Annotated in this window: 17 protein-coding genes, 1 tRNA gene and 1 other RNA gene; 14 read left to right on the plus strand and 5 right to left on the minus strand. The window is 69.6% G+C overall.

Annotated features, from left to right (window positions below; translation table 11 throughout):
- The first annotated feature begins 2 nt into the window (after nt 1–2).
- The 4 genes from IEZ08_RS18010 to IEZ08_RS18025 are packed head-to-tail and all read left to right on the plus strand — an operon-like array spanning nt 3 to nt 3,522.
- A complete protein-coding gene (locus IEZ08_RS18010; RefSeq protein ID WP_189242531.1) occupies nt 3–890 on the plus strand; it encodes a bifunctional DNA primase/polymerase in 888 nt (295 codons plus the stop codon).
- Nucleotides 887–2,041, plus strand: coding sequence for an AAA family ATPase (locus IEZ08_RS18015; protein ID WP_189242532.1), 1,155 nt, complete (start codon nt 887–889; stop codon nt 2,039–2,041). Before IEZ08_RS18010 ends, IEZ08_RS18015 begins: the two co-directional genes overlap by 4 nt.
- Nucleotides 2,038–2,298: a helix-turn-helix domain-containing protein gene (locus tag IEZ08_RS18020; protein WP_189242533.1), complete on the plus strand. Its 261-nt coding sequence runs from the start codon at nt 2,038–2,040 to the stop codon at nt 2,296–2,298. Before IEZ08_RS18015 ends, IEZ08_RS18020 begins: the two co-directional genes overlap by 4 nt.
- Before the next feature lie 12 nt (nt 2,299–2,310).
- Nucleotides 2,311–3,522: a tyrosine-type recombinase/integrase gene (locus IEZ08_RS18025; protein ID WP_189242534.1), complete on the plus strand. Its 1,212-nt coding sequence runs from the start codon at nt 2,311–2,313 to the stop codon at nt 3,520–3,522.
- A 95-nt stretch (nt 3,523–3,617) separates the two neighbouring features.
- On the opposite strand, the gene IEZ08_RS18030 is transcribed toward IEZ08_RS18025, so the two are convergent.
- From IEZ08_RS18030 to IEZ08_RS18040, 3 genes are all read right to left on the minus strand, one after another.
- Nucleotides 3,618–4,292, minus strand: a complete 675-nt coding sequence (locus tag IEZ08_RS18030; RefSeq protein ID WP_189242535.1) for a hypothetical protein — start codon at nt 4,290–4,292, stop codon at nt 3,618–3,620.
- Complete coding sequence (locus IEZ08_RS40635) at nt 4,292–4,621, minus strand: PadR family transcriptional regulator (RefSeq protein WP_373294359.1); 330 nt, start codon at nt 4,619–4,621, stop codon at nt 4,292–4,294. The genes IEZ08_RS18030 and IEZ08_RS40635 overlap by 1 nt, the downstream gene beginning before the upstream one ends.
- 190 nt (nt 4,622–4,811) lie before the next feature.
- Nucleotides 4,812–4,900 (minus strand) — tRNA-Ser (locus IEZ08_RS18040).
- Nucleotides 4,901–4,982: 82 nt separating this feature from the next.
- Between IEZ08_RS18040 and ffs the strand changes: the two genes are divergently transcribed.
- Nucleotides 4,983–5,081, plus strand: an RNA gene (ffs, locus tag IEZ08_RS18045) — signal recognition particle sRNA small type.
- 31 nt (nt 5,082–5,112) lie between these two features.
- Complete coding sequence (locus IEZ08_RS18050; RefSeq protein WP_189242537.1) at nt 5,113–7,467, plus strand: DNA polymerase III subunit gamma and tau; 2,355 nt, start codon at nt 5,113–5,115, stop codon at nt 7,465–7,467.
- Nucleotides 7,468–7,554: 87 nt separating this feature from the next.
- On the opposite strand, the gene IEZ08_RS18055 is transcribed toward IEZ08_RS18050, so the two are convergent.
- Nucleotides 7,555–9,144 (minus strand): helix-turn-helix domain-containing protein, encoded by a 1,590-nt coding sequence (locus IEZ08_RS18055; protein WP_141704324.1) that lies wholly within the window; start codon nt 9,142–9,144, stop codon nt 7,555–7,557.
- Nucleotides 9,145–9,661: 517 nt separating this feature from the next.
- Here IEZ08_RS18055 and IEZ08_RS18060 point away from each other — a divergent pair.
- From IEZ08_RS18060 to IEZ08_RS18095, 8 genes are all read left to right on the plus strand, one after another.
- Nucleotides 9,662–10,015, plus strand: a complete 354-nt coding sequence (locus IEZ08_RS18060) for a YbaB/EbfC family nucleoid-associated protein (RefSeq protein WP_176728702.1) — start codon at nt 9,662–9,664, stop codon at nt 10,013–10,015.
- Between the two features lie 3 nt (nt 10,016–10,018).
- Complete coding sequence (recR, locus tag IEZ08_RS18065) at nt 10,019–10,618, plus strand: recombination mediator RecR (protein WP_068928207.1); 600 nt, start codon at nt 10,019–10,021, stop codon at nt 10,616–10,618.
- Nucleotides 10,611–11,141 carry a DUF5063 domain-containing protein gene (locus IEZ08_RS18070; RefSeq protein ID WP_189242538.1) on the plus strand — a complete coding sequence of 177 codons (531 nt, stop codon included), beginning with the start codon at nt 10,611–10,613 and terminating at the stop codon, nt 11,139–11,141. Before recR ends, IEZ08_RS18070 begins: the two co-directional genes overlap by 8 nt.
- Before the next feature lie 91 nt (nt 11,142–11,232).
- Nucleotides 11,233–12,507: an aspartate kinase gene (locus IEZ08_RS18075; RefSeq protein WP_068928205.1), complete on the plus strand. Its 1,275-nt coding sequence runs from the start codon at nt 11,233–11,235 to the stop codon at nt 12,505–12,507.
- Complete coding sequence (locus IEZ08_RS18080; protein WP_068928204.1) at nt 12,504–13,577, plus strand: aspartate-semialdehyde dehydrogenase; 1,074 nt, start codon at nt 12,504–12,506, stop codon at nt 13,575–13,577. Before IEZ08_RS18075 ends, IEZ08_RS18080 begins: the two co-directional genes overlap by 4 nt.
- A gap of 246 nt (nt 13,578–13,823) precedes the next feature.
- Complete coding sequence (locus IEZ08_RS18085; RefSeq protein WP_229803225.1) at nt 13,824–14,444, plus strand: TetR/AcrR family transcriptional regulator; 621 nt, start codon at nt 13,824–13,826, stop codon at nt 14,442–14,444.
- Between the two features lie 200 nt (nt 14,445–14,644).
- Complete coding sequence (locus IEZ08_RS18090) at nt 14,645–15,613, plus strand: LLM class F420-dependent oxidoreductase (protein ID WP_068929306.1); 969 nt, start codon at nt 14,645–14,647, stop codon at nt 15,611–15,613.
- A gap of 239 nt (nt 15,614–15,852) precedes the next feature.
- The gene (locus tag IEZ08_RS18095; protein ID WP_068928202.1) at nt 15,853–16,191 is read left to right on the plus strand and encodes a YkvA family protein; all 339 of its coding nucleotides are present in this window, start codon (nt 15,853–15,855) and stop codon (nt 16,189–16,191) included.
- Here the strand turns inward: IEZ08_RS18095 and IEZ08_RS18100 are convergent.
- Nucleotides 16,172–17,368 carry an amidohydrolase family protein gene (locus IEZ08_RS18100; RefSeq protein ID WP_068928201.1) on the minus strand — a complete coding sequence of 399 codons (1,197 nt, stop codon included), beginning with the start codon at nt 17,366–17,368 and terminating at the stop codon, nt 16,172–16,174. The genes IEZ08_RS18095 and IEZ08_RS18100 overlap by 20 nt on opposite strands.
- Nucleotides 17,369–17,432 lie beyond the last annotated feature (64 nt).

A 17,432-nucleotide genomic window follows, 5' to 3' on the forward strand; every position in this document is an offset into this window, starting at 1 on the left:
AGATGAACAGCACCGTCCGCTACGCACTGGCCGCCGCCGCCCGCGGCTGGCACGTCTTCCCGCTCGCGATCGGCGACAAGCGCCCTATGCGCGGCTTCACCGCCTGGGAACAGCAAGCCACCGCCGACCCGGAGGCCATCCGCCGCATCTGGGCACGCCAGCCCTTCAACATCGGCATCGCCTGTGGGCCGTCCCGGCTCGTGGTCATCGACCTCGATGTGCCGAAGGACGGCCAGCGCCCGCCCGCACCGTTCGATGTACCCGGCGTCAACGACGGCGCCGACGCCTTCGCGCTCGTCTGCGCACAGGCTGGCCAGCCGTTCCCATTCGAGACCTTCCAAGTCCGCACCCGCAAGGGCGGTCTACACCTGTACTTCACCGCCCCGAAAGGGACGTCGCTGGGCAACACCGCCGGACGGCTGGGGTGGCTGATCGACACTCGAGCCTCCGGCGGCTACGTCGTCGGCCCGGGCAGTCTCGTGAATCTGCCGGACGGCACCGGTACCTACGAGCCGATTCACACGGGGGCCGTTGCGCCGCTCCCGGCATGGCTGGTCGAACGCCTTCGCCCGGCACCGTTGCCCCCCCAAAAGCCGGTCACAGTGCCGCTGGCCGCGACCGATAGACGAAGCGCCTACTTGCGCGCGGCTATCACCGCGGAATTGGAGCGGGTGACCGGCTCCCCGCCGGACGGTCACAACGATGCCCTGTATCAGGCGTCAGTGGCGCTGGGTCAGCTCGTTGCCGGAGGAGCACTGTCCGAGAGCGAGGTGACCGCCTGGTTGACCGCTGCCGCCGCGCAAGTCGGCCAACAGCCCGGCGAGACCCGCCGCACCATCGCCTCCGGTCTGCGGGCTGGGGCCAGACGGCCCCGGAGCATCGCGGCATGAGCACCCCGCCGCGTCCCACCTTGCGCCTGGTGTCTGGCACCGACGCCCCTCCCAGGGCTGAGGTGTCGGCGCCGGGCGCGCCCGGCGGTCTGCGCACCTCTTGGACCGCCGATGAGCTGATGGCCATGACCTTCCCCGAACCCTGCTGGGCCGTGCCGAACCTCATCGCTGAAGGGGTCAACCTGCTGGCCGGGCCACCCAAGGTCGGCAAGTCCTGGCTGTCGCTGGGGGTCGCCCTGGCGGTGGCCGCCGGGGGCAGAGCCTTGGAGGCCATTCCCGTGCAGAGCGGCCCCGTGCTCTACCTCGCCCTGGAAGACACCCCACGCCGTCTCCAGTCGCGCATGGGAAAGCTTCTGGGCGGTCAGAAGGCGCCTGCGGGGCTGACCCTGGCTACTTCCTGTCCCACCCTCCCGCAAGGCGGACAAGAGGCCATCGGGCGATGGCTGGAACGCCATGCCGACGCGCGCATGGTCGTCATCGACGTCTTCGCCAAGATTCGCGGTACTACGGCGCCGGGGCTGTCGGCCTATGACGCCGACTACGCCGCTATGGGCCACGTCAAGCGCCTGGCCGATACCTACGGCGTGGCGATCGTGCTCGTCCACCACGTCCGCAAGATGGCCTCTGACGACTTCCTGACCGAGGTCTCCGGTACCAACGGCTTGGCCGGCGCCGCCGATGCCACGCTCGTGCTCAAACGCGCCCGCGGCACCGCCGACGGCGTGCTGCACGTCACCGGTCGCGACGTGGACGAAGCCGAGTACGCCATGGCCTTCCAACCGGCCTGCGGTGCCTGGCACCTGCTCGACGGCCCTCCGGAAGACCACGCCCTGTCCGAGACCCGCGCGGCCATCATCCGCCACGTCCGAGCCCACCCGGGAAGCGGTCCCAAGGCCATCGCTGAGGCGATCCAGCTCGGCTATGACAACGTCAAGCGCACCTGCCAGCGCATGGCTGCTGACGGCCAGCTCCACGCCGACGCCGCCGGACGTTACCGCGTGCCGGGGACAGCCCCTACAGCAAGTGTCCCCGCTGTCCCCACTGTCCCCGAACCGCTGCCTACCAGCGAAAACGCAGATGAGTTCGGGGGACACCTGCCCGTTGCGGGTGTCCCCGCTGTCCCCGCTGATGAGGAGAACACTCCGTCATGACCACCACGGCGCCGGACAGCGTCCGGCTCACCGCCATCACCGCCACGGACCCGGAAGAGTCACCCCTGCTACTCACGGTCGAAGAGGCCGCAAGGAAACTCCGGATCTGCCGCACCCGGATGTACCACCTGCTGAAGACAGGAGAGGTCGAATCCACCCTCATCGGCAGATCCCGCCGGGTGCCGGTTGAGTGCCTGCACGAGTACGTGAACAACCTGCTGGCCAACGGTGGCCAGCGACAGAAGACCGTGGCCTGAAGGAGGCGCTGAATGGGACGTAAGCCGAACGGCGCTTCGACGGTCTACCTCGGCAAGGACGGGTACTGGCACGGGCGGGTGATCGTAGGTGTCAAGGACAACGGCCAGCCGGACCGCCGTCATGTGCAGGCCAGGACCGAGTCCGAGGTTATCCGGAAGGTTCGCGAGCTGGAGCGGGCACGCGACGACGGGAACGTCCGCAAGGCGGGCCAGCGGTGGACCGTCGCCAAGTGGCTCACACACTGGATCGAGCACATCGCGGTCCCGCCGGCCATCCGGGAGAACTCCCACGCGAGCTACCGCGTGGACGTACAGACCCACCTCATCCCCGGTATCGGAGCGCACCGCCTCGACAGACTGACCCCCGAGCACTTGGAAAAGCTCTACGCCAAGATGCAGCGCGAGGGAAAGTCCGCAGGAACCGCCCACCACGTGCACCGAACGATCCGGGCAGCGCTCAACGTGGCCGTACGGCGAGGCCACCTCACCCGCAACCCCGCCATGCTCGCCAAGGCACCCACCGTTGTGGAGGAGGAGGTAGAGCCCTACGAGATTGACGAAGTGAAGCGTCTGCTGAAGGCCGCCGAAGCGCTCCCGCGCAACAGCACCCGATGGGCCGTCGCCCTGGCCCTGGGCCTTCGCCAGAGCGAAGCCCTGGGCCTGAAATGGGCAGACATAGATCTCGACAAGGGCACCCTGCGCGTACGGCGGGGCCGCCAGCGCCCCAAGTACGAACACGGGTGCGGGGAGACCTGTGGGCGCAAGGCGGGGTACTGCCCACAGCGCAAGCAGGTTCGAGCGGACACAGCGGAGACGAAGTCCCTGGCCGGACGCCGAACCATCGGCCTGCCCGGCCAGCTCGTCACCCTGCTCCGCACGCACCGGGAGGAACAGGACGCGGACAGGGCGAACGCTCGGGACCTCTGGAAGGAAGGCGGGTGGGTCTTCGCCACCGCGACGGGCGGCCCCCTCAACCCGAACACCGACTACCACCAGTGGAAGGACCTGCTGAAGGCCGCCGAACTCCGAGACGCCCGGCTACACGACGCGCGGCACACCGCCGCAACGGTCCTCCTGATTCTGGGAGTCCCCGAGCGGACCGTGATGGCCATCATGGGATGGTCGAGCACCGGCATGACCCGTAGGTATCAACACGTGACCGACACCATCCGGCACACCGTCGCCAAGCAGGTGGACGAACTACTCTGGAAAACTACTTCGTAACCTCTTACGAAGAATTTCTACGATAAGTGTGCGATGAACTTTTGTAGAGCTATGCCCATGTGATTACAGTGGCATAGCTCTATGTTTTGATACAATTAAACATCTAGATCGATGGATTTCACTCTCGCGTATAGGAGAGCTTGGGGTATTACCTTAAGGGAGACTCTGATCCAGCTTTTGGGTCGTTCTCGGCGCAGTGCTTCGATGACTATGAAAGATGTTATCGCGCCTCGTAAGAGTGCTTTACAGGCTGCTCGGGAGGCTCGGCTGCCATCTATGGGGAAGAGAAGATATACCTTTACTCCGCTCCCATTCTTTGCTTCGTACATGATGTCGTTTGTGTCGACTCTTGCGGTCACTGCGAAGGCTGCTACTACCTGCGCCATCGCTATCATGTAGATCGACTTTGCGACGTCTTGTATGCCTTCCCGGATAGCCTTTACCCCTGCCGTTTCCTTGCTTTTTTGAATGGCCCATAGATTTGCTGCGAATGCTCGCGCGGTAACGGCTCCGTATTCGAGAGCCATCCTTCGGCTGCCAAGCCAGATGCTGATCGACTTGATGAGTTTTATTAACTTTAAGCCGTCGAGAGATGCGAGTTCAGCTAGCCATTCATCCTCGTATCGAGAGCGTAACTCTTCCTGGGGAAGCTTGACTGCTGCCCTGTGTATGATGCGGGGCGCAAGCCATGCACTAACATCTAGTAGTTCGGCTGTAATGCCACCGAGGAGTGCGCCACCGAAGATGCCGAGCCAGAATTCCGGGCCCATCAGCCGATGCTCCCTCTAGCGGGAAACCACGAACGGGGTGTCGTGCGGCGGAGAGCTGCTTCAATCGCAGAGCGCGCCTGGCAGGCTCCGTCCTCAGTGAGGCGGTAGTAGCGACGGCGTGGCCGACCCAGTTCGGTTGATTCCTGGTCTTCCCAGAAGGACTCCACCCAGCCCGCCTGCTCCAGGCGGGCAAGGATGGGATACAGCGACCCTGTCGCCAACCCCGCCTCCCTCGCGATATCGAAGCCGTACCGCGAAGCGCTCAGATCATCCAAGAACACCTTGAGTACGGCCTGCGTCGCGAGGGTCATACGTAGACCACGAGACATGTCGGAACTCTACATAGGGGTGGAGGAGGTTTCAAGGTGGTTCCCTTGATCGTCTAGGAGGGTGTCCTCGGTTCGTGATCCCTGCTGCGATGCGGCTCTGCGGGGCCTCGGACAGCGTCCAACTGAGACTGAAACTGAGACGACAACGCCAGAGGGGCCGGACGGCGTGAACCGTCCGGCCCCTCTGAGCTGGCGGAGGATAGGAGATTTGAACTCCTGAGGGGTTGCCCCCAACACGATTTCCAATCGTGCGCCCTAGGCCAACTAGGCGAATCCTCCGCCCGCAAGCTTAGCGGACTTTGCGCGGTACTTCGCACACCAATTCGCGGCGTCGAGTACTGCGCCGGGGGGATAGACTGTCGGAGGACCCCTCGCGCGGCGTCATCCTGTGAACCTCCCCAGGGCCGGAAGGCAGCAAGGATAAGCGGGCTCTGGCGGGTGTGCGAGGGGTTCCTTCGTTGCAGGACCCCTCGCAGGCGGGAGCTCCCTGGATGAGTCTGGCGCTCTACCGCAAATACCGGCCCGGGACCTTCGCCGAGGTCAAGGGGCAGGAGCACGTCACAGAGCCGCTGCGGCAGGCGCTGCGGAGCGGCCGGATCAACCACGCCTACCTGTTCAGCGGGCCGCGCGGCTGCGGCAAGACCTCCAGCGCCCGCATCCTCGCCCGGTCCCTGAACTGCGAGCAGGGACCGACCCCCGACCCGTGCGGCGAGTGCGAGTCGTGTGTGGCGCTGGCCCCGACGGGCCCCGGCCACCTCGACGTCATCGAGATCGACGCGGCCTCGCACGGCGGTGTGGACGACGCCCGCGACCTGCGCGAGCGGGCTTTCTTCGCGCCCGTGTCGGCGCGTTACAAGATCTACATCATCGACGAGGCGCACATGGTGACCCGTGAGGGGTTCAACGCGCTTCTCAAGCTCGTCGAGGAGCCCCCGCCCCACCTGAAGTTCGTCTTCGCGACCACCGAGCCGGAGAAGGTCATCGGGACGATCAAGTCCCGGACCCACCACTACCCGTTCCGGTTGATCCCGCCGGCGTCGCTGCGCGCGCTCATGGAGGAGATCCTCACCGCCGAGGACGTCCCGTTCGAACCGGCCGCGCTGCCGCTGGTGGTGCGGGCGGGTGCGGGCTCCGCCCGTGACTCGTTGTCGATCCTCGACCAGTTGTACGCCGGGTCCGACGAGGCGGGCATCACCTACGCGCGGGCGGTCTCCCTGCTCGGCTACACCGACGGCGACCTGCTCGACGACGTGGTCGACGCGTTCGCGGCACGGGACGGCGCGCGGGTGTTCCAGGCGGTGAACCGGGTGATCGAGGGCGGCCACGACCCCCGGCGCTTCGCCATGGACCTGCTGGAGCGCTTCCGCGACCTGGTGATCCTGGCCAACGTCCCGGAGGCGGCCAGCAGCGGCCTGCTCGACCGGCCCGCGGACGAACTGGAGCGCCTCCAGGCGCAGGCCGCGTCGATGGGGCCCGCCGACCTGACCAGGGCCGCCGAGGTCTTCAACACCGGGTTGATCGAGATGCGCGGCGCGGCCTCCCCCCGGCTGCTGCTGGAGCTGATGTGCGCCCGGGTGCTGCTGCCCGGGGCGGCCCAGGGGGAGGCGGCACTGCTCGCCCGGCTGGAGCGGCTGGAGCGGAGCGGCGTCGCGGCGGCTCCGGCGGGGTACGCCGCTCCGGTTCCCGCGGGATACGCCTCCCCGGCCCCCACGGGGTACTCCGCCCCGGCTTCCGAGGGATATCTCGCACCGACCCCCGCCGCGTACACGGCTCCCGCCTCCGCCGCGTCTCAGGCCCCGGTTCCCGCGGGTGCCGTACCGGCCGCTCAGGACGAGAGCGGTGCGGTGGCACGCCCGGACTCCGGTACGGCCTCCGGGACGCCCGCGTCTCCGTCTCCGGCTCCGTCTCCGTCAGCTGGTTCGGACGATTGGCCCACCCCTGTCAGGCCGGGTGCCGCCCCCGCGGCCGAGTCGTCCGCGCCGGCTCCGGCCCAGACGCCCTCCCCGGCCCAGGTCCAGGCGCCGCCCGTGTCCGGGGCGGAGGCGGGAGCCGTCCAGCAGGCGTGGCCGCAGGTGCTCGGCGCTCTCAAGCGGCGCAGCATCGTCGTCTGGGCGAACGTCAACACCAACGCCCAGGTCGTCGGGGTGGAAGGCAAGATCGTCACGTTGGGGTTCACCCAGGTCGGGGCGATGCGGAACTTCACCGGCGGCGGCAAGGACACGGTCGTCGCGGCGGCGCTGCAGGACGTGCTCGGCGGCAGCTGGAAGGTCGAGGCCGTCGTGGGCGGGTACGGCGGAGGCGCTCCCGCCTCCGGAGGCGGCCGTCCCCCCGCCGCCCCGCCGCAGCCCCCGTCCCCCCGGCCGGAACAGGACGCGCCCCGGCCCGGCCCGTCGCCCGCGGTCCCCGCCCCGGCCGCCCCGCCGGACCAGGAGGGCCGTACGGCCCAGGCCCGGCAGGAGGTCACGGTCGGCGCGGGAGACCGGTCGGCGCGGACGGCTCCGGCGCCCCAGCCCGCCCAGCCCGCCCAGGCTGTTCGGTCGGCCCCGACCACCACGGACGAGTCCTGGCCGGACGAGCCCATGCCCGAGGATCCCGGTTCGCCCCCGCCGGGTCCCGGCCTGGCCGCCGCCCGCTCGGCGGCCCGGGCCGCCGCTCAGACGGGTCCCCGTACCGGAGGGAACAAGCCCGCCTGGCCGGACGCGGTCCCGGGACGCGGGCCCGCACCCGACGCCGACGAGGTCGACCCGCTGAACGACGCGGACGCCGACGTCGACGAGCTCAGCGGTATGGCCCTCATCCAGCGCGAACTCGGCGGCCAGATCATCGAGGAGATCGACCACTCCTGACCGGTCGCCCCTCGCCGTACCGGCGTCGTGGGGAAGACAGCCGGGTGCGGTGAGCCGGGTGCGGTGAGCCGGGTGCGGTGAGGGCGCTCAGGGGTCGCAGGCGGCGAGGCGGATGCGGGCGGTGACGGCCCGGGGGTCGTCGGCGGGCAGGGCGGCGACGAGGCGTTCCAGGACGTGGACGTCGTTTCTGCCGGGTTCGGTCCCGGCGTAGGCCCACAGGTCGTCCGGGGTGCCCCGGCGCAGGAGACAGGCGTGGACCTGGCCGTCGAGTTCCTCGCGTTCGCCGCGGATGGCGGGGGACTCGGAGGCGGGCAGCAGCGGACCCCGATAGATCTCGGCGACCCCGGCGGTGTCCTCGGCGGCGAGCAGGCGCTTGAGGGTCAGGAAGTCCGCCTCGACCGCGCAGGTCAGCCGGTACGGCTTGGCGGCCACGGCCGGGCCGAGCTGGGCGCGGAGGCGGTGGATCTCGGCACGTGCCGTCACCGGGTTGCCCGCGTCGCCGTACAGGAGGAGGGAGAGGCGGTCGGCGGTCAGGCCCCGGGGGTTCAGCGCGAGCAGGGCGAGGATCTCGGCGTGGCGCGGGGACAGCGGGACGCGGACCCCGTCCAGGCGTGCCCAGGGGTGCTCGGCGCCGAGGAAGGGCAGGATCAACCGGGAGGTGCGGGACCGGCCGGGGAGACGGAGCAGGAAGCCGCCCTCCAGCGGTTCGAGCACGCCGGCCCGGCCGTCCGGGAGGAGCACTTCGCCTCCGGCTCCGAGGTTCCCGGCTCCGAGGCTTCCGGCTCCGCGGTTCCCGGCTCCGCGGTTCCCGGCATCGGGTGTTACGGACTCCGGGGTCCCTGCCCCGGGGTTTCCGGGACCAAGGGTTCCCGGCTCCAGGTTTCCGGGCTCGGGCAGCGCGATACGGCCTCCCCGGCCCATGGCGAGGTCACCGGCGACGATCCGGCCGGTGGCGGTGACCAGGGCGCCCGGCGCGCCGCGCAGCGCCCGCAGGCGACCCTCGTGACGGGCGCGGAACCGGTCGTCGCGCTCGCGCATGCGGAGCTGGAGATGGCTCTCGGCCAGGCGCGCGGTCGTCTCGACGAGGGCGACGGTCGCCGGGTGCAGGGCGCTCATGACGCCGCTGATGTCGATGCAGCCCAGCACGTCGCCGCTGTCGGGGTCGGTGATCGGAGCCGACGAGCACGACCAGGGATGGAGCACGCCGAGCAGGTGTTCGGCCGAGCAGACGTGAACGGGACGGCCGGTCGCCAGGGCGGTGCCGATGCCGTTGGTACCGACCATCCGCTCGCCCCAGTGGAAGCCGTCGGCCAGGCCGACCTCGTCGGCGCGTCCCATCACCCGGCTGCTGCCGCCGCGCCAGAGCACCCGGCCCTCCGCGTCGGTGACGATGAGGACGTGCGCGGTCTCGTCGGCCATGTGCAGGAGCGTCCCGGTGATGAGGGGCAGCAGACCGCCCATCGGGTGGGCGGACCTGATGTCCCGGACGTCGCCGGGGGAGAAGGCGGGCGGGGCCGAGACGGCGCAGGGGTCGACGCCCGCGGCGAGGGACCGGCGCCAGGACGCGGAGATCAGGCTCCGGAAGCCCTCGCCGTCGGGCGGCGGACCGCCGGTCAGAACCGCCTCGTACAGGCGGCGCAGCCGCGTCGAGTGGGCGTCCGGATCGGAGATCCGCACGGAGCCCGCGGAGGTCGCAGGGCCCACGGAACTCGCAGGTCCCGCGGAGGTCGCGGAGGTTGCGGCGCTCGGGCGGCCGCCGGTCATACACAACTCTCCTGACGTCGGATCGATGGCCAGGGCATCGGGGGGCATCGGCGGGCATCGGTGGTGGGAGGGCGTCGGGCCCTCGGCTCGTTGCCCTCAGCTCATTGAAGCAAACCGCGGGCGCGCAACGTGAGTGAACGAACGCAACGTGTATGCAACCTGCGCCTCGTTACGGTGTGGCCACGCACCGCCGAACGCGGCCGCTCCGGTGGTTGCGACGTCGGGTCCCGGATGTCTGGAGGGGGGTCCGGGGCCCGGCGCGCGGCCGTCCTCATCGCCGGGCGATCCCCGGGCGGCGCATGGTCGTTCGGGAAGAGTTCCCTGTCGGCATGGGCATCCCCGGGGAACACATGCCCGCGCCAGTGCACGACGCGGCTTTCACCCCGTAGGCTCGGTGACGACTGATGTCGTGGATGAGGAGCGCATGACGGTGAACCCAGGGGACGTCAACCTCCAGCAGTTGCTGGAGCAGGCACAGCTCATGCAGCAGCAGCTGGTGAGCGCCCAGCAGGAGCTGAACGACGCGGAGATCGAGGGCTCGGCGGGCGGAGGCCTGGTCGTCGCCACGGTCAACGGCGGAGGCGAGCTGCTGGAACTGAGGATCAGTCCGGAGGCCGTGGATCCCAGTGATCCCCAGGAGACGGCCGACACCATCGCCGACCTCGTCATCGCGGCGATCCGCGATGCCGTGCGGGCCGCGGCCGAGTTGCAGCAGGAGAAGCTCGGTCCGCTCGCCCAGGGGCTGGGCGGCGGGGGCGGGCTCGGCCAGCTGCCCGGGTTCTAGATCATGTACGAGGGGGTCGTCCAGAACCTGATCGACGAGCTCGGCATGTTGCCGGGTGTCGGTCCCAAGAGCGCGCAGCGGATCGCGTTCCACCTGCTGGCCGCGGAGCCGACCGACGTCAAGCGGCTCGCGCACGCGCTGCTGGAGGTCAAGGAGAAGGTCCGCTTCTGCCGCGTCTGCGGGAACGTGGCGGCGGAGGAGGAGTGCCGGATCTGCCGCGACACCCGGCGCGATCCCCATGTGATCTGCGTCGTGGAGGAGTCCAAGGACGTCGTCGCGATCGAGAAGACCCGCGAGTTCCGTGGCCGTTACCACGTGCTCGGCGGGGCGATCAGCCCGATCGACGGCGTCGGCCCCGATGACCTGCGCATCCGGGAGCTGATGACGCGCCTGGCCGACGGCCAGGTGACGGAGCTGATCCTCGCCACCGACCCCAACCTGGAGGGGGAGGCGACGGCGACCTATCTGGCCCGTCTGGTGAAGCCGATGGGTTTGAAAGTCACACGACTGGCCAGCGGTCTACCGGTGGGCGGTGACCTCGAATACGCCGACGAGGTGACCCTGGGCCGCGCGTTCGAAGGACGGAGGCTGCTGGATGTCTGATGAGTGGAGCGCGTTCGCCGACCGCATCGCGGTGCATGCGCAGAACTACCTGGACGGTCTGTCCCGGTTGGCCGGAGGCGAGGGCGGCAACGCCGTCCTGCCGCTGCTGCTGGTGGAGGTGGCGCAGGTCAGCTCGGCCGGTGCGCAGCTCGGCGCGAGCCAGGACGTGATCCTGTCCGGCAACTGGGAGCCGCATCTGAGCGAGGACCCCGACGTCGACCCGCTCCGTACGGCCCTCGCCGAGCGGCTGAGCCCGGTGGACGACTACGCGGAGGTCTTCGACCCCTACAAGGACACCGCCGTCACTCCGTACCGCCTCTCGGACGACCTCACCGCGGTGGCCGCCGACCTGATCCACGGTCTGCGGCACTACCAGGCGGGCCGTCCGCTGGAGGCTCTCTGGTGGTGGCAGTACTCCTACTTCAACACCTGGGGAAACCACGCGGGAGCGGCGATGCGGGCGCTTCAGGCGCTCGTCGCCCACACCCGTCTGGACGTGGCCGAAGAGCGCACGACGGTGTGATCGTCCACATAGTGGTCTAAACCAGAGGGAACATATCGGTGCGCCAGTAGACTGAGAGCTCCACAGCCCTAGATTGCTTCGGAGACATCTCGTGGCGCTCGTTGTTCAGAAGTACGGTGGTTCGTCCGTCGCCGACGCGACCAGCATCAAGCGGGTCGCCCAGCGGATCGTCGCGACGAAAAAAGCCGGCAACGACGTCGTGGTGGTCGTCTCCGCGATGGGCGACACCACCGACGAGCTCCTCGACCTCGCCCAGCAGGTCTCGCCGCTGCCCCCGGGCCGCGAGCTCGACATGCTGCTGACCGCGGGCGAGCGCATCTCGATGGCGCTGCTGGCGATGGCGATCGCGAACCTGGGTCACGAGGCCCGCTCGTTCACCGGCTCCCAGGCCGGTGTCATCACCGACTCCACCCATGGCAAGGCGCGGATCATCGACGTCACGCCCGGGCGGATCCGGGAGGCGCTCGACGAGGGCCAGATCGCGATCGTGGCCGGGTTCCAGGGTGTCTCGCAGAACACCAAGGACATCACCACGCTGGGCCGGGGCGGTTCGGACACCACGGCGGTCGCGCTGGCCGCCGCCCTGGAAGCCGACGTGTGTGAGATCTACACCGACGTGGACGGCGTCTTCACCGCGGACCCGCGCATCGTGCCGGCCGCCCGCAAGATCCCCAGGATCTCCTACGAGGAGATGATGGAGATGGCGGCGTGCGGCGCGAAGATCCTGCACCTGCGCTGCGTCGAGTACGCCCGCCGGTTCAACCTGCCGATCCACGTCAGAAGCTCGTTCAGCACCAAGGAAGGCACGTGGGTCGTCGCAGACCCCGACAGTGAGGGAACAGAGATGGAGCAGCCGATCATCTCCGGCGTCGCGCACGACCGGAGCGAGGCCAAGGTCACCGTCGTCGGGGTGCCCGACAAGGTCGGCGAGGCTGCGACGATCTTCAAAACGCTGGCGGACGCCGAGATCAATATCGACATGATCGTGCAGAACGTGTCGGCGGCGGCGACCGGCCGGACGGACATCTCCTTCACCCTTCCCACGAGCGACGGCCCTGCGGCCCTGTCCGCGCTGAAGAAGGTCCAGGACCGCATCGGCTTCGAGTCGCTGCAGTTCGACGACCAGATCGGGAAGGTGTCCCTGATCGGTGCGGGCATGCGCTCGCACCCCGGCGTCACCGCCACCTTCTTCGCCGCCCTCGCCGACGCGGGGGTGAACATCGAGATGATCTCCACCTCGGAGATCCGCATCTCGGTGATCGTCGGGCAGGACGAGGTGGACGCGGCCGTCGGTGCCGCGCACCGCGCGTTCGACCTCGACGCGGACCAGGTTGAGGCTGTTGTCTACGGAGGTACCGGGCGATGAGCGCTCGCAAGCCCACTCTTGCTCTTATCGGCGCGACCGGTGCCGTCGGCACCGTCATGCGCGACATCATCTCCAGCCGTGAGGACGTCTACGGCGAGATCAAGCTCGTCGCCTCCGCCCGTTCCGCGGGCAAGGTCCTGCGGGTCCGCGGCGAGGACGTGGTCGTCCAGGAGCTGACCCCCGAGGTCTTCGACGGCGTCGACATCGCGATCTTCGACGTGCCCGACGAGGTCTCCGCGACCTGGGTGCCGATCGCCGCCGAGCGCGGCGCGGTCGTCATCGACAAGTCCGGCACCTTCCGGATGGACCCGGACGTGCCGCTGGTCGTGCCGGAGGTCAACCCCGAGGCCGCGCGCAACCGGCCGCGGAACATCATCTCCACCCCGAACTGCACCACGCTGTCGATGATGGCCGCAATGGGCGCGCTGCACGAGCAGTACGGCCTGCGCGAGCTGGTGGTCGCCTCCTACCAGGCGGCCTCCGGCGCGGGCGTGGCCGGTTCGGCCCGCCTCTACGACGAGGTCGAGGCGCTCGCGGGCGACCGTACGGCGGGGCAGACCGCCGGCGACGTGCGCAAGGCGATCCAGAACAAGCTGGGCGACGGCGAGTCGCCGTTCCCGGCCCCGCTGGCCTTCAACGTCGTGCCGTGGGCGGGCTCGCTCAAGGACGGCGGCTGGGCCTCCGAGGAGCTCAAGCTCCGCAACGAGTCCCGGAAGATCCTCGGGATCGACGACCTGAAGGTCTCGGCGACCTGCGTCCGCGTCCCGGTGATCACCACCCACTCGCTGGCCGTGCACGCGACCTTCGAGCGCGAGATCACCGTCGCCGACGCCCACCGGATCCTGGAGGCCGCCCCGACCGTGGTCGTCATGGACGACCCGGCCAACGGCGTCTTCCCGACCCCGGCAGACGTCGTGGGCACCGATCCCACCTACGTGGGCCGGATCCGCCAGGCGCTCGACTTCCCGAACACGCTCGATCTGTTCGTCTGCGGCGACAACCTGCGCAAGGGCGCGGCTCTGAACGCGGCGGAGATCGCCGAGCTGGTCGCGGCCGAGTTCGCCGGATAGTCCTGGATCCTCATCGTCCGGACGGCCATGGCGGCCATGACCGCCATGGCCGGATCGCCCTTCCGCCGAGAGGAGCGATGCCACCGCTGAAACCCGGCGACTCCTCCGAGGGCCCTGTTTTTACCCTGTGATGCCGATCACCGTGCGCCGCCATGACCTGATGGGGTCAGGGGACGTACAGTGACGAGCGTGGCCACGTCTGCCCGGAAGAGGGTCCGGGGATCCGATCGGACCCGTGAGATCATTGTGGAGACAGCTCTGCGGTTGTTCCGCGAACGGGGCTACGAGGCCACCACGATGCGCGCCATCGCCGCCGAGGCGGGGGTCTCGGTGGGCAACGCCTACTACTACTTCTCCTCCAAGGAAGCGCTGGTCCAGGCCTACTACGACCGGGCGCAGGCCGAGCACGAGGCGGCGTGCGAGGGGTTGCTGGCCACCGAGCGGTCCTTCGCCGGGCGCCTGGACGGGGTGCTGCGCGAGTGGGTACGGGTCTCCGAGCCGTACCACGAGTTCGCGGTGAAGTTCTTCAAGCACGCGGCCGAGCCGACCAACCCGCTCAGCCCCTTCAGCGTCGAGTCCTCGCCCGCGCGGGAGTCGTCGATCGCGATCTACCGCCGGGTCGTGGAGGGGTCGGAGGGGCGGATGGACCCGGAGTTCCGCAAGGAACTGCCCGAGCTGCTCTGGCTGCTCTCGATGGGCGTGGTGCTGTTCTGGGTGCACGACACCTCGGAGGGGTGCCGGAAGACCTACCGGCTCATCGAGCTGACCGTGCCGCTGGTGGACCGGCTGGTCGCGCTCTCGCACCTGCCGGGCCTGCGGGGCATCGCGAAGGATTTCATCGCCGGGGTCCACGAGCTGCGTTCCTGAGGTTCCCCGCGTTCCTGAGGTTCCCCCGGACGGGGGCCGGGAACGGGCCGTTCTCCGCAACATACCGTCCGGTTGGTATGGTCAGATTGTTGACGGCCCCCGGTACCGGTGCGGCAAGCTACACCAGAACGTCGTTCTAGACAGTTCCGGACAGTGGTGTTCCGGACAGTGTTCGAGCAGGAACCATGGGAGGCAGCACGATGGCGACGGGCGCACGCTGGGGAATGACGGTTCCCTTCTACGACCGTTCACTGGCCGCATCGAAGGACCTGGTCGCCGAGCTGCCCGAGCTCGGCTACACCGACATCTGGTCGGCGGAGGTCAACGGCGTCGACGGCTTCACACCGCTCGCGCTCGCCTCCGAGTGGGCTCCCGGCCTCCGCCTGGGCAGCGCGATCGTCCCGGTCTCCACCCGGGGACCCGGCCTGCTGGCCATGTCGGCCGCCACGCTCGCCGACCTCGCCCCCGAGCGGTTCGTGCTGGGCATCGGCGCCTCCTCCCCGGCCATCGTCGAGCGCTGGAACGCCGGGGAGTTCGTCAAGCCGTTCTCCAGGACCCGCGACACGCTTCGCTTCCTGAAGAAGGCGCTGGCCGGCGAGAAGGTCACCGAGAAGTACGAGACCTTCGAGGTCAAGGGCTTCAAGCTGGAGCGCGCCCCCAAGGTCGCGCCGAAGATCGTCCTGGCCGCGCTCCGCCCCCGGATGCTCCGCCTGGCCGCCGAGGAGGCCGACGGCGCGATCACCAACTGGCTCTCCCCGCAGGACGTACGGAAGGTCCGCGCGGAGATCGGCCCGGACACCGAGCTGATCGCCCGTCTCTTCGTGTGCGTCAGCGAGGACGCGGAGAAGGTCAGGGAACTCGCCCGGTGGATGCTCGCCAGCTACCTGACCGTCCCCGTCTACGCGGCCTTCCACGACTGGCTGGGACGCGGTGAGACCCTCCGCCCGCTGCACGAGGCCTGGGCCGCCGGAGACCGCCAGGCGGCGCTCAAGGCCATCCCGGACGAGGTCGTCGACGACCTCGTCGTCCACGGCGACGCGGCGACCTGCCGCGCCCGGATCCGGGAGTACGTCGACAACGGCCTCACCACCCCGGTGCTCGCGCCCATCCCGGGCGGCGAGATCCCCATCACGCAGGCCGTACGGGATCTGGCCCCCACCGCGGGTTGAGCGCCGCCCACGGGCACCGGACGACTCCGCGCCACGGCTCGCCGTACCGGCGCCCTCTCCGCCCCGCGGTCCGGTGGAAGGGCGTGGTGCGGCGCCGGGGCGGGCACGGGGCGCCGGGAGTCCGGCGGAAGGGTGCGGTGGGATGCCGGGGAACCCTCCGAGGGGATCACGCGTTATATCGCGAGGAGGCCGGGTAGAGGCCGCGACTGGAACGAGCGTGTTCTGCGAGGAGGTTCCCCATGGCGAAGGCGGCACGTGCGGCGCAGGCCTGGAAGGCGTACAGGGAGGTGACCCGGCCGGGGACGCCGGGACTCGGGGCCCGGCTCCGGGCGATCCCCCGGCTCGTCGGTTCCGTGCTCAACGGCAGCTATCCCGGCATGGGCCGGGGCAAGCTGGCCATGCTGGGCCTCGGCGTGCTCTACATGATCTCACCGGTGGACGTCATCCCCGAGTTCCTGATGCTCATCGGGGTGGTCGACGACTTCGGCGTCTTCCTCTGGCTGATGGGCTCACTGCTCGGTGAGAGCGGGCGCTACGTCGAGTGGGAGCGCAACCACGTCAGAGTTCTTCCATCCTGAGCCAGGCGCGGGACGGGAGCGGGTGGCCGAAGAGCCTGGCGGCGTTGCCGTAGGCCACCCGGGCGATGTCGGCGGGCGGCAGCGCGCCCAGGGTGCGGGCGACGGACTGCTGGGTGTCGGGCCAGGTCGAGTCGGAGTGCGGGTAACCGCTCTCCAGCAGCACGTGCTCCAGCCCCACGGCCAGGCGCACGCCGGACAGGGCGTGGTCGTTGAGGGTGCCGAAGAAGAAGTTGCGGCGCAGCACCTCGCTGGGCTTCAGGCCGCCCTCCCAGGAGGCCTCCCCGGCGACCGGGTGGTCCAGGGCGTAGTCGGCCCGCTCGGCCAGCATCGGCAGCCAGCCCACGCCGCCCTCCACGATCAGGATCCGCAGCGCGGGGAAGCGCAGCGGCACGCCCGACCAGAGCCAGTCGGCGCAGGCGAACATGGCGCTGGCCGGAACGAGCGTGGTGATCGCCTCGATGGGCGTGTCGTTGGAGGGCACGGGGGTCCAGGAACCGGTCCCGGTGTGCAGGCAGACGACGGTGCCGGTCTCCTCGCAGGCCCGGAAGAACGGGTCCCAGTGGTCGCTGTGGATCGAGGGCAGGCGCAGGCGGGAGGGGAACTCGGGGAAGACCACGGCCTTGAACCCGCGGGAGGCGTTGTCCCGGATCTCCTTGGCGGCGATCTCCGGGTCGGCCAGCCAGGGGAGCTGGAGCGCGATGATCCGCTCCGGATAGGTGCCCGCCCAGACCTCGACGTGCCAGTCGTTCCAGGCGCGTAGGAGCGCCAGGCCCAGCTCCTGGTCGCGGGTCCTGGCGAAGGCCAGCCCGGCCTGCCCGGCCAGCATGCCGGGGAAGCAGAGCGCCGCCCAGACGCCGCCGCGGTCCATGTCCTCGATCCGGGCCTCGATGTCGTGACAGCCCGGCCGCATGTGCTCGAAGCGGACGGGGTCGAGTGTCCACTGCTCACGCGGCAGCCCGGCGCCGACGTCGATCCCGGCGCACGGGTAGGTGGCCCCGCCGTACCGCCAGACCTGGTGACCCGAGTCGGTCTCCACCACCTTGGGGGCGAGGTCGGCGTATTTCTCGGGGAGACGGCCCTCGAACGTGTCGGGGGGCTCGATCAGGTGATCGTCGGCAGAGATGATCACATAGTCCCGCCGCCTGGGCTCGGGGTCGGGCAGCAGCGGCGTCGTCACGCGATTAACGGTACGGTGCCCGCATCACGGCGGACAAGCCACGAGGTCTCGTGTTGATCCCGGA

This window comes from Planobispora rosea (genome assembly GCF_014648175.1).
GTDB lineage: Bacteria > Actinomycetota > Actinomycetes > Streptosporangiales > Streptosporangiaceae > Planobispora > Planobispora rosea.

Bases quoted from the DNA above. Each gene is read 5' to 3' on its own strand.
- IEZ08_RS18010 (WP_189242531.1), top strand. From the start codon at position 3: ATGAACAGCACCGTCCGCTACGCACTGGCCGCCGCCGCCCGCGGCTGG.
- IEZ08_RS18015 (WP_189242532.1), top strand. From the start codon at position 887: ATGAGCACCCCGCCGCGTCCCACCTTGCGCCTGGTGTCTGGCACCGAC.
- IEZ08_RS18020 (WP_189242533.1), top strand. From the start codon at position 2,038: ATGACCACCACGGCGCCGGACAGCGTCCGGCTCACCGCCATCACCGCC.
- IEZ08_RS18025 (WP_189242534.1), top strand. From the start codon at position 2,311: ATGGGACGTAAGCCGAACGGCGCTTCGACGGTCTACCTCGGCAAGGAC.
- IEZ08_RS18030 (WP_189242535.1), bottom strand. From the start codon at position 4,292: ATGGGCCCGGAATTCTGGCTCGGCATCTTCGGTGGCGCACTCCTCGGT.
- IEZ08_RS40635 (WP_373294359.1), bottom strand. From the start codon at position 4,621: ATGTCTCGTGGTCTACGTATGACCCTCGCGACGCAGGCCGTACTCAAG.
- IEZ08_RS18050 (WP_189242537.1), top strand. From the start codon at position 5,113: ATGAGTCTGGCGCTCTACCGCAAATACCGGCCCGGGACCTTCGCCGAG.
- recR (WP_068928207.1), top strand. From the start codon at position 10,019: ATGTACGAGGGGGTCGTCCAGAACCTGATCGACGAGCTCGGCATGTTG.
- IEZ08_RS18070 (WP_189242538.1), top strand. From the start codon at position 10,611: ATGTCTGATGAGTGGAGCGCGTTCGCCGACCGCATCGCGGTGCATGCG.
- IEZ08_RS18080 (WP_068928204.1), top strand. From the start codon at position 12,504: ATGAGCGCTCGCAAGCCCACTCTTGCTCTTATCGGCGCGACCGGTGCC.
- IEZ08_RS18090 (WP_068929306.1), top strand. From the start codon at position 14,645: ATGGCGACGGGCGCACGCTGGGGAATGACGGTTCCCTTCTACGACCGT.
- IEZ08_RS18095 (WP_068928202.1), top strand. From the start codon at position 15,853: ATGGCGAAGGCGGCACGTGCGGCGCAGGCCTGGAAGGCGTACAGGGAG.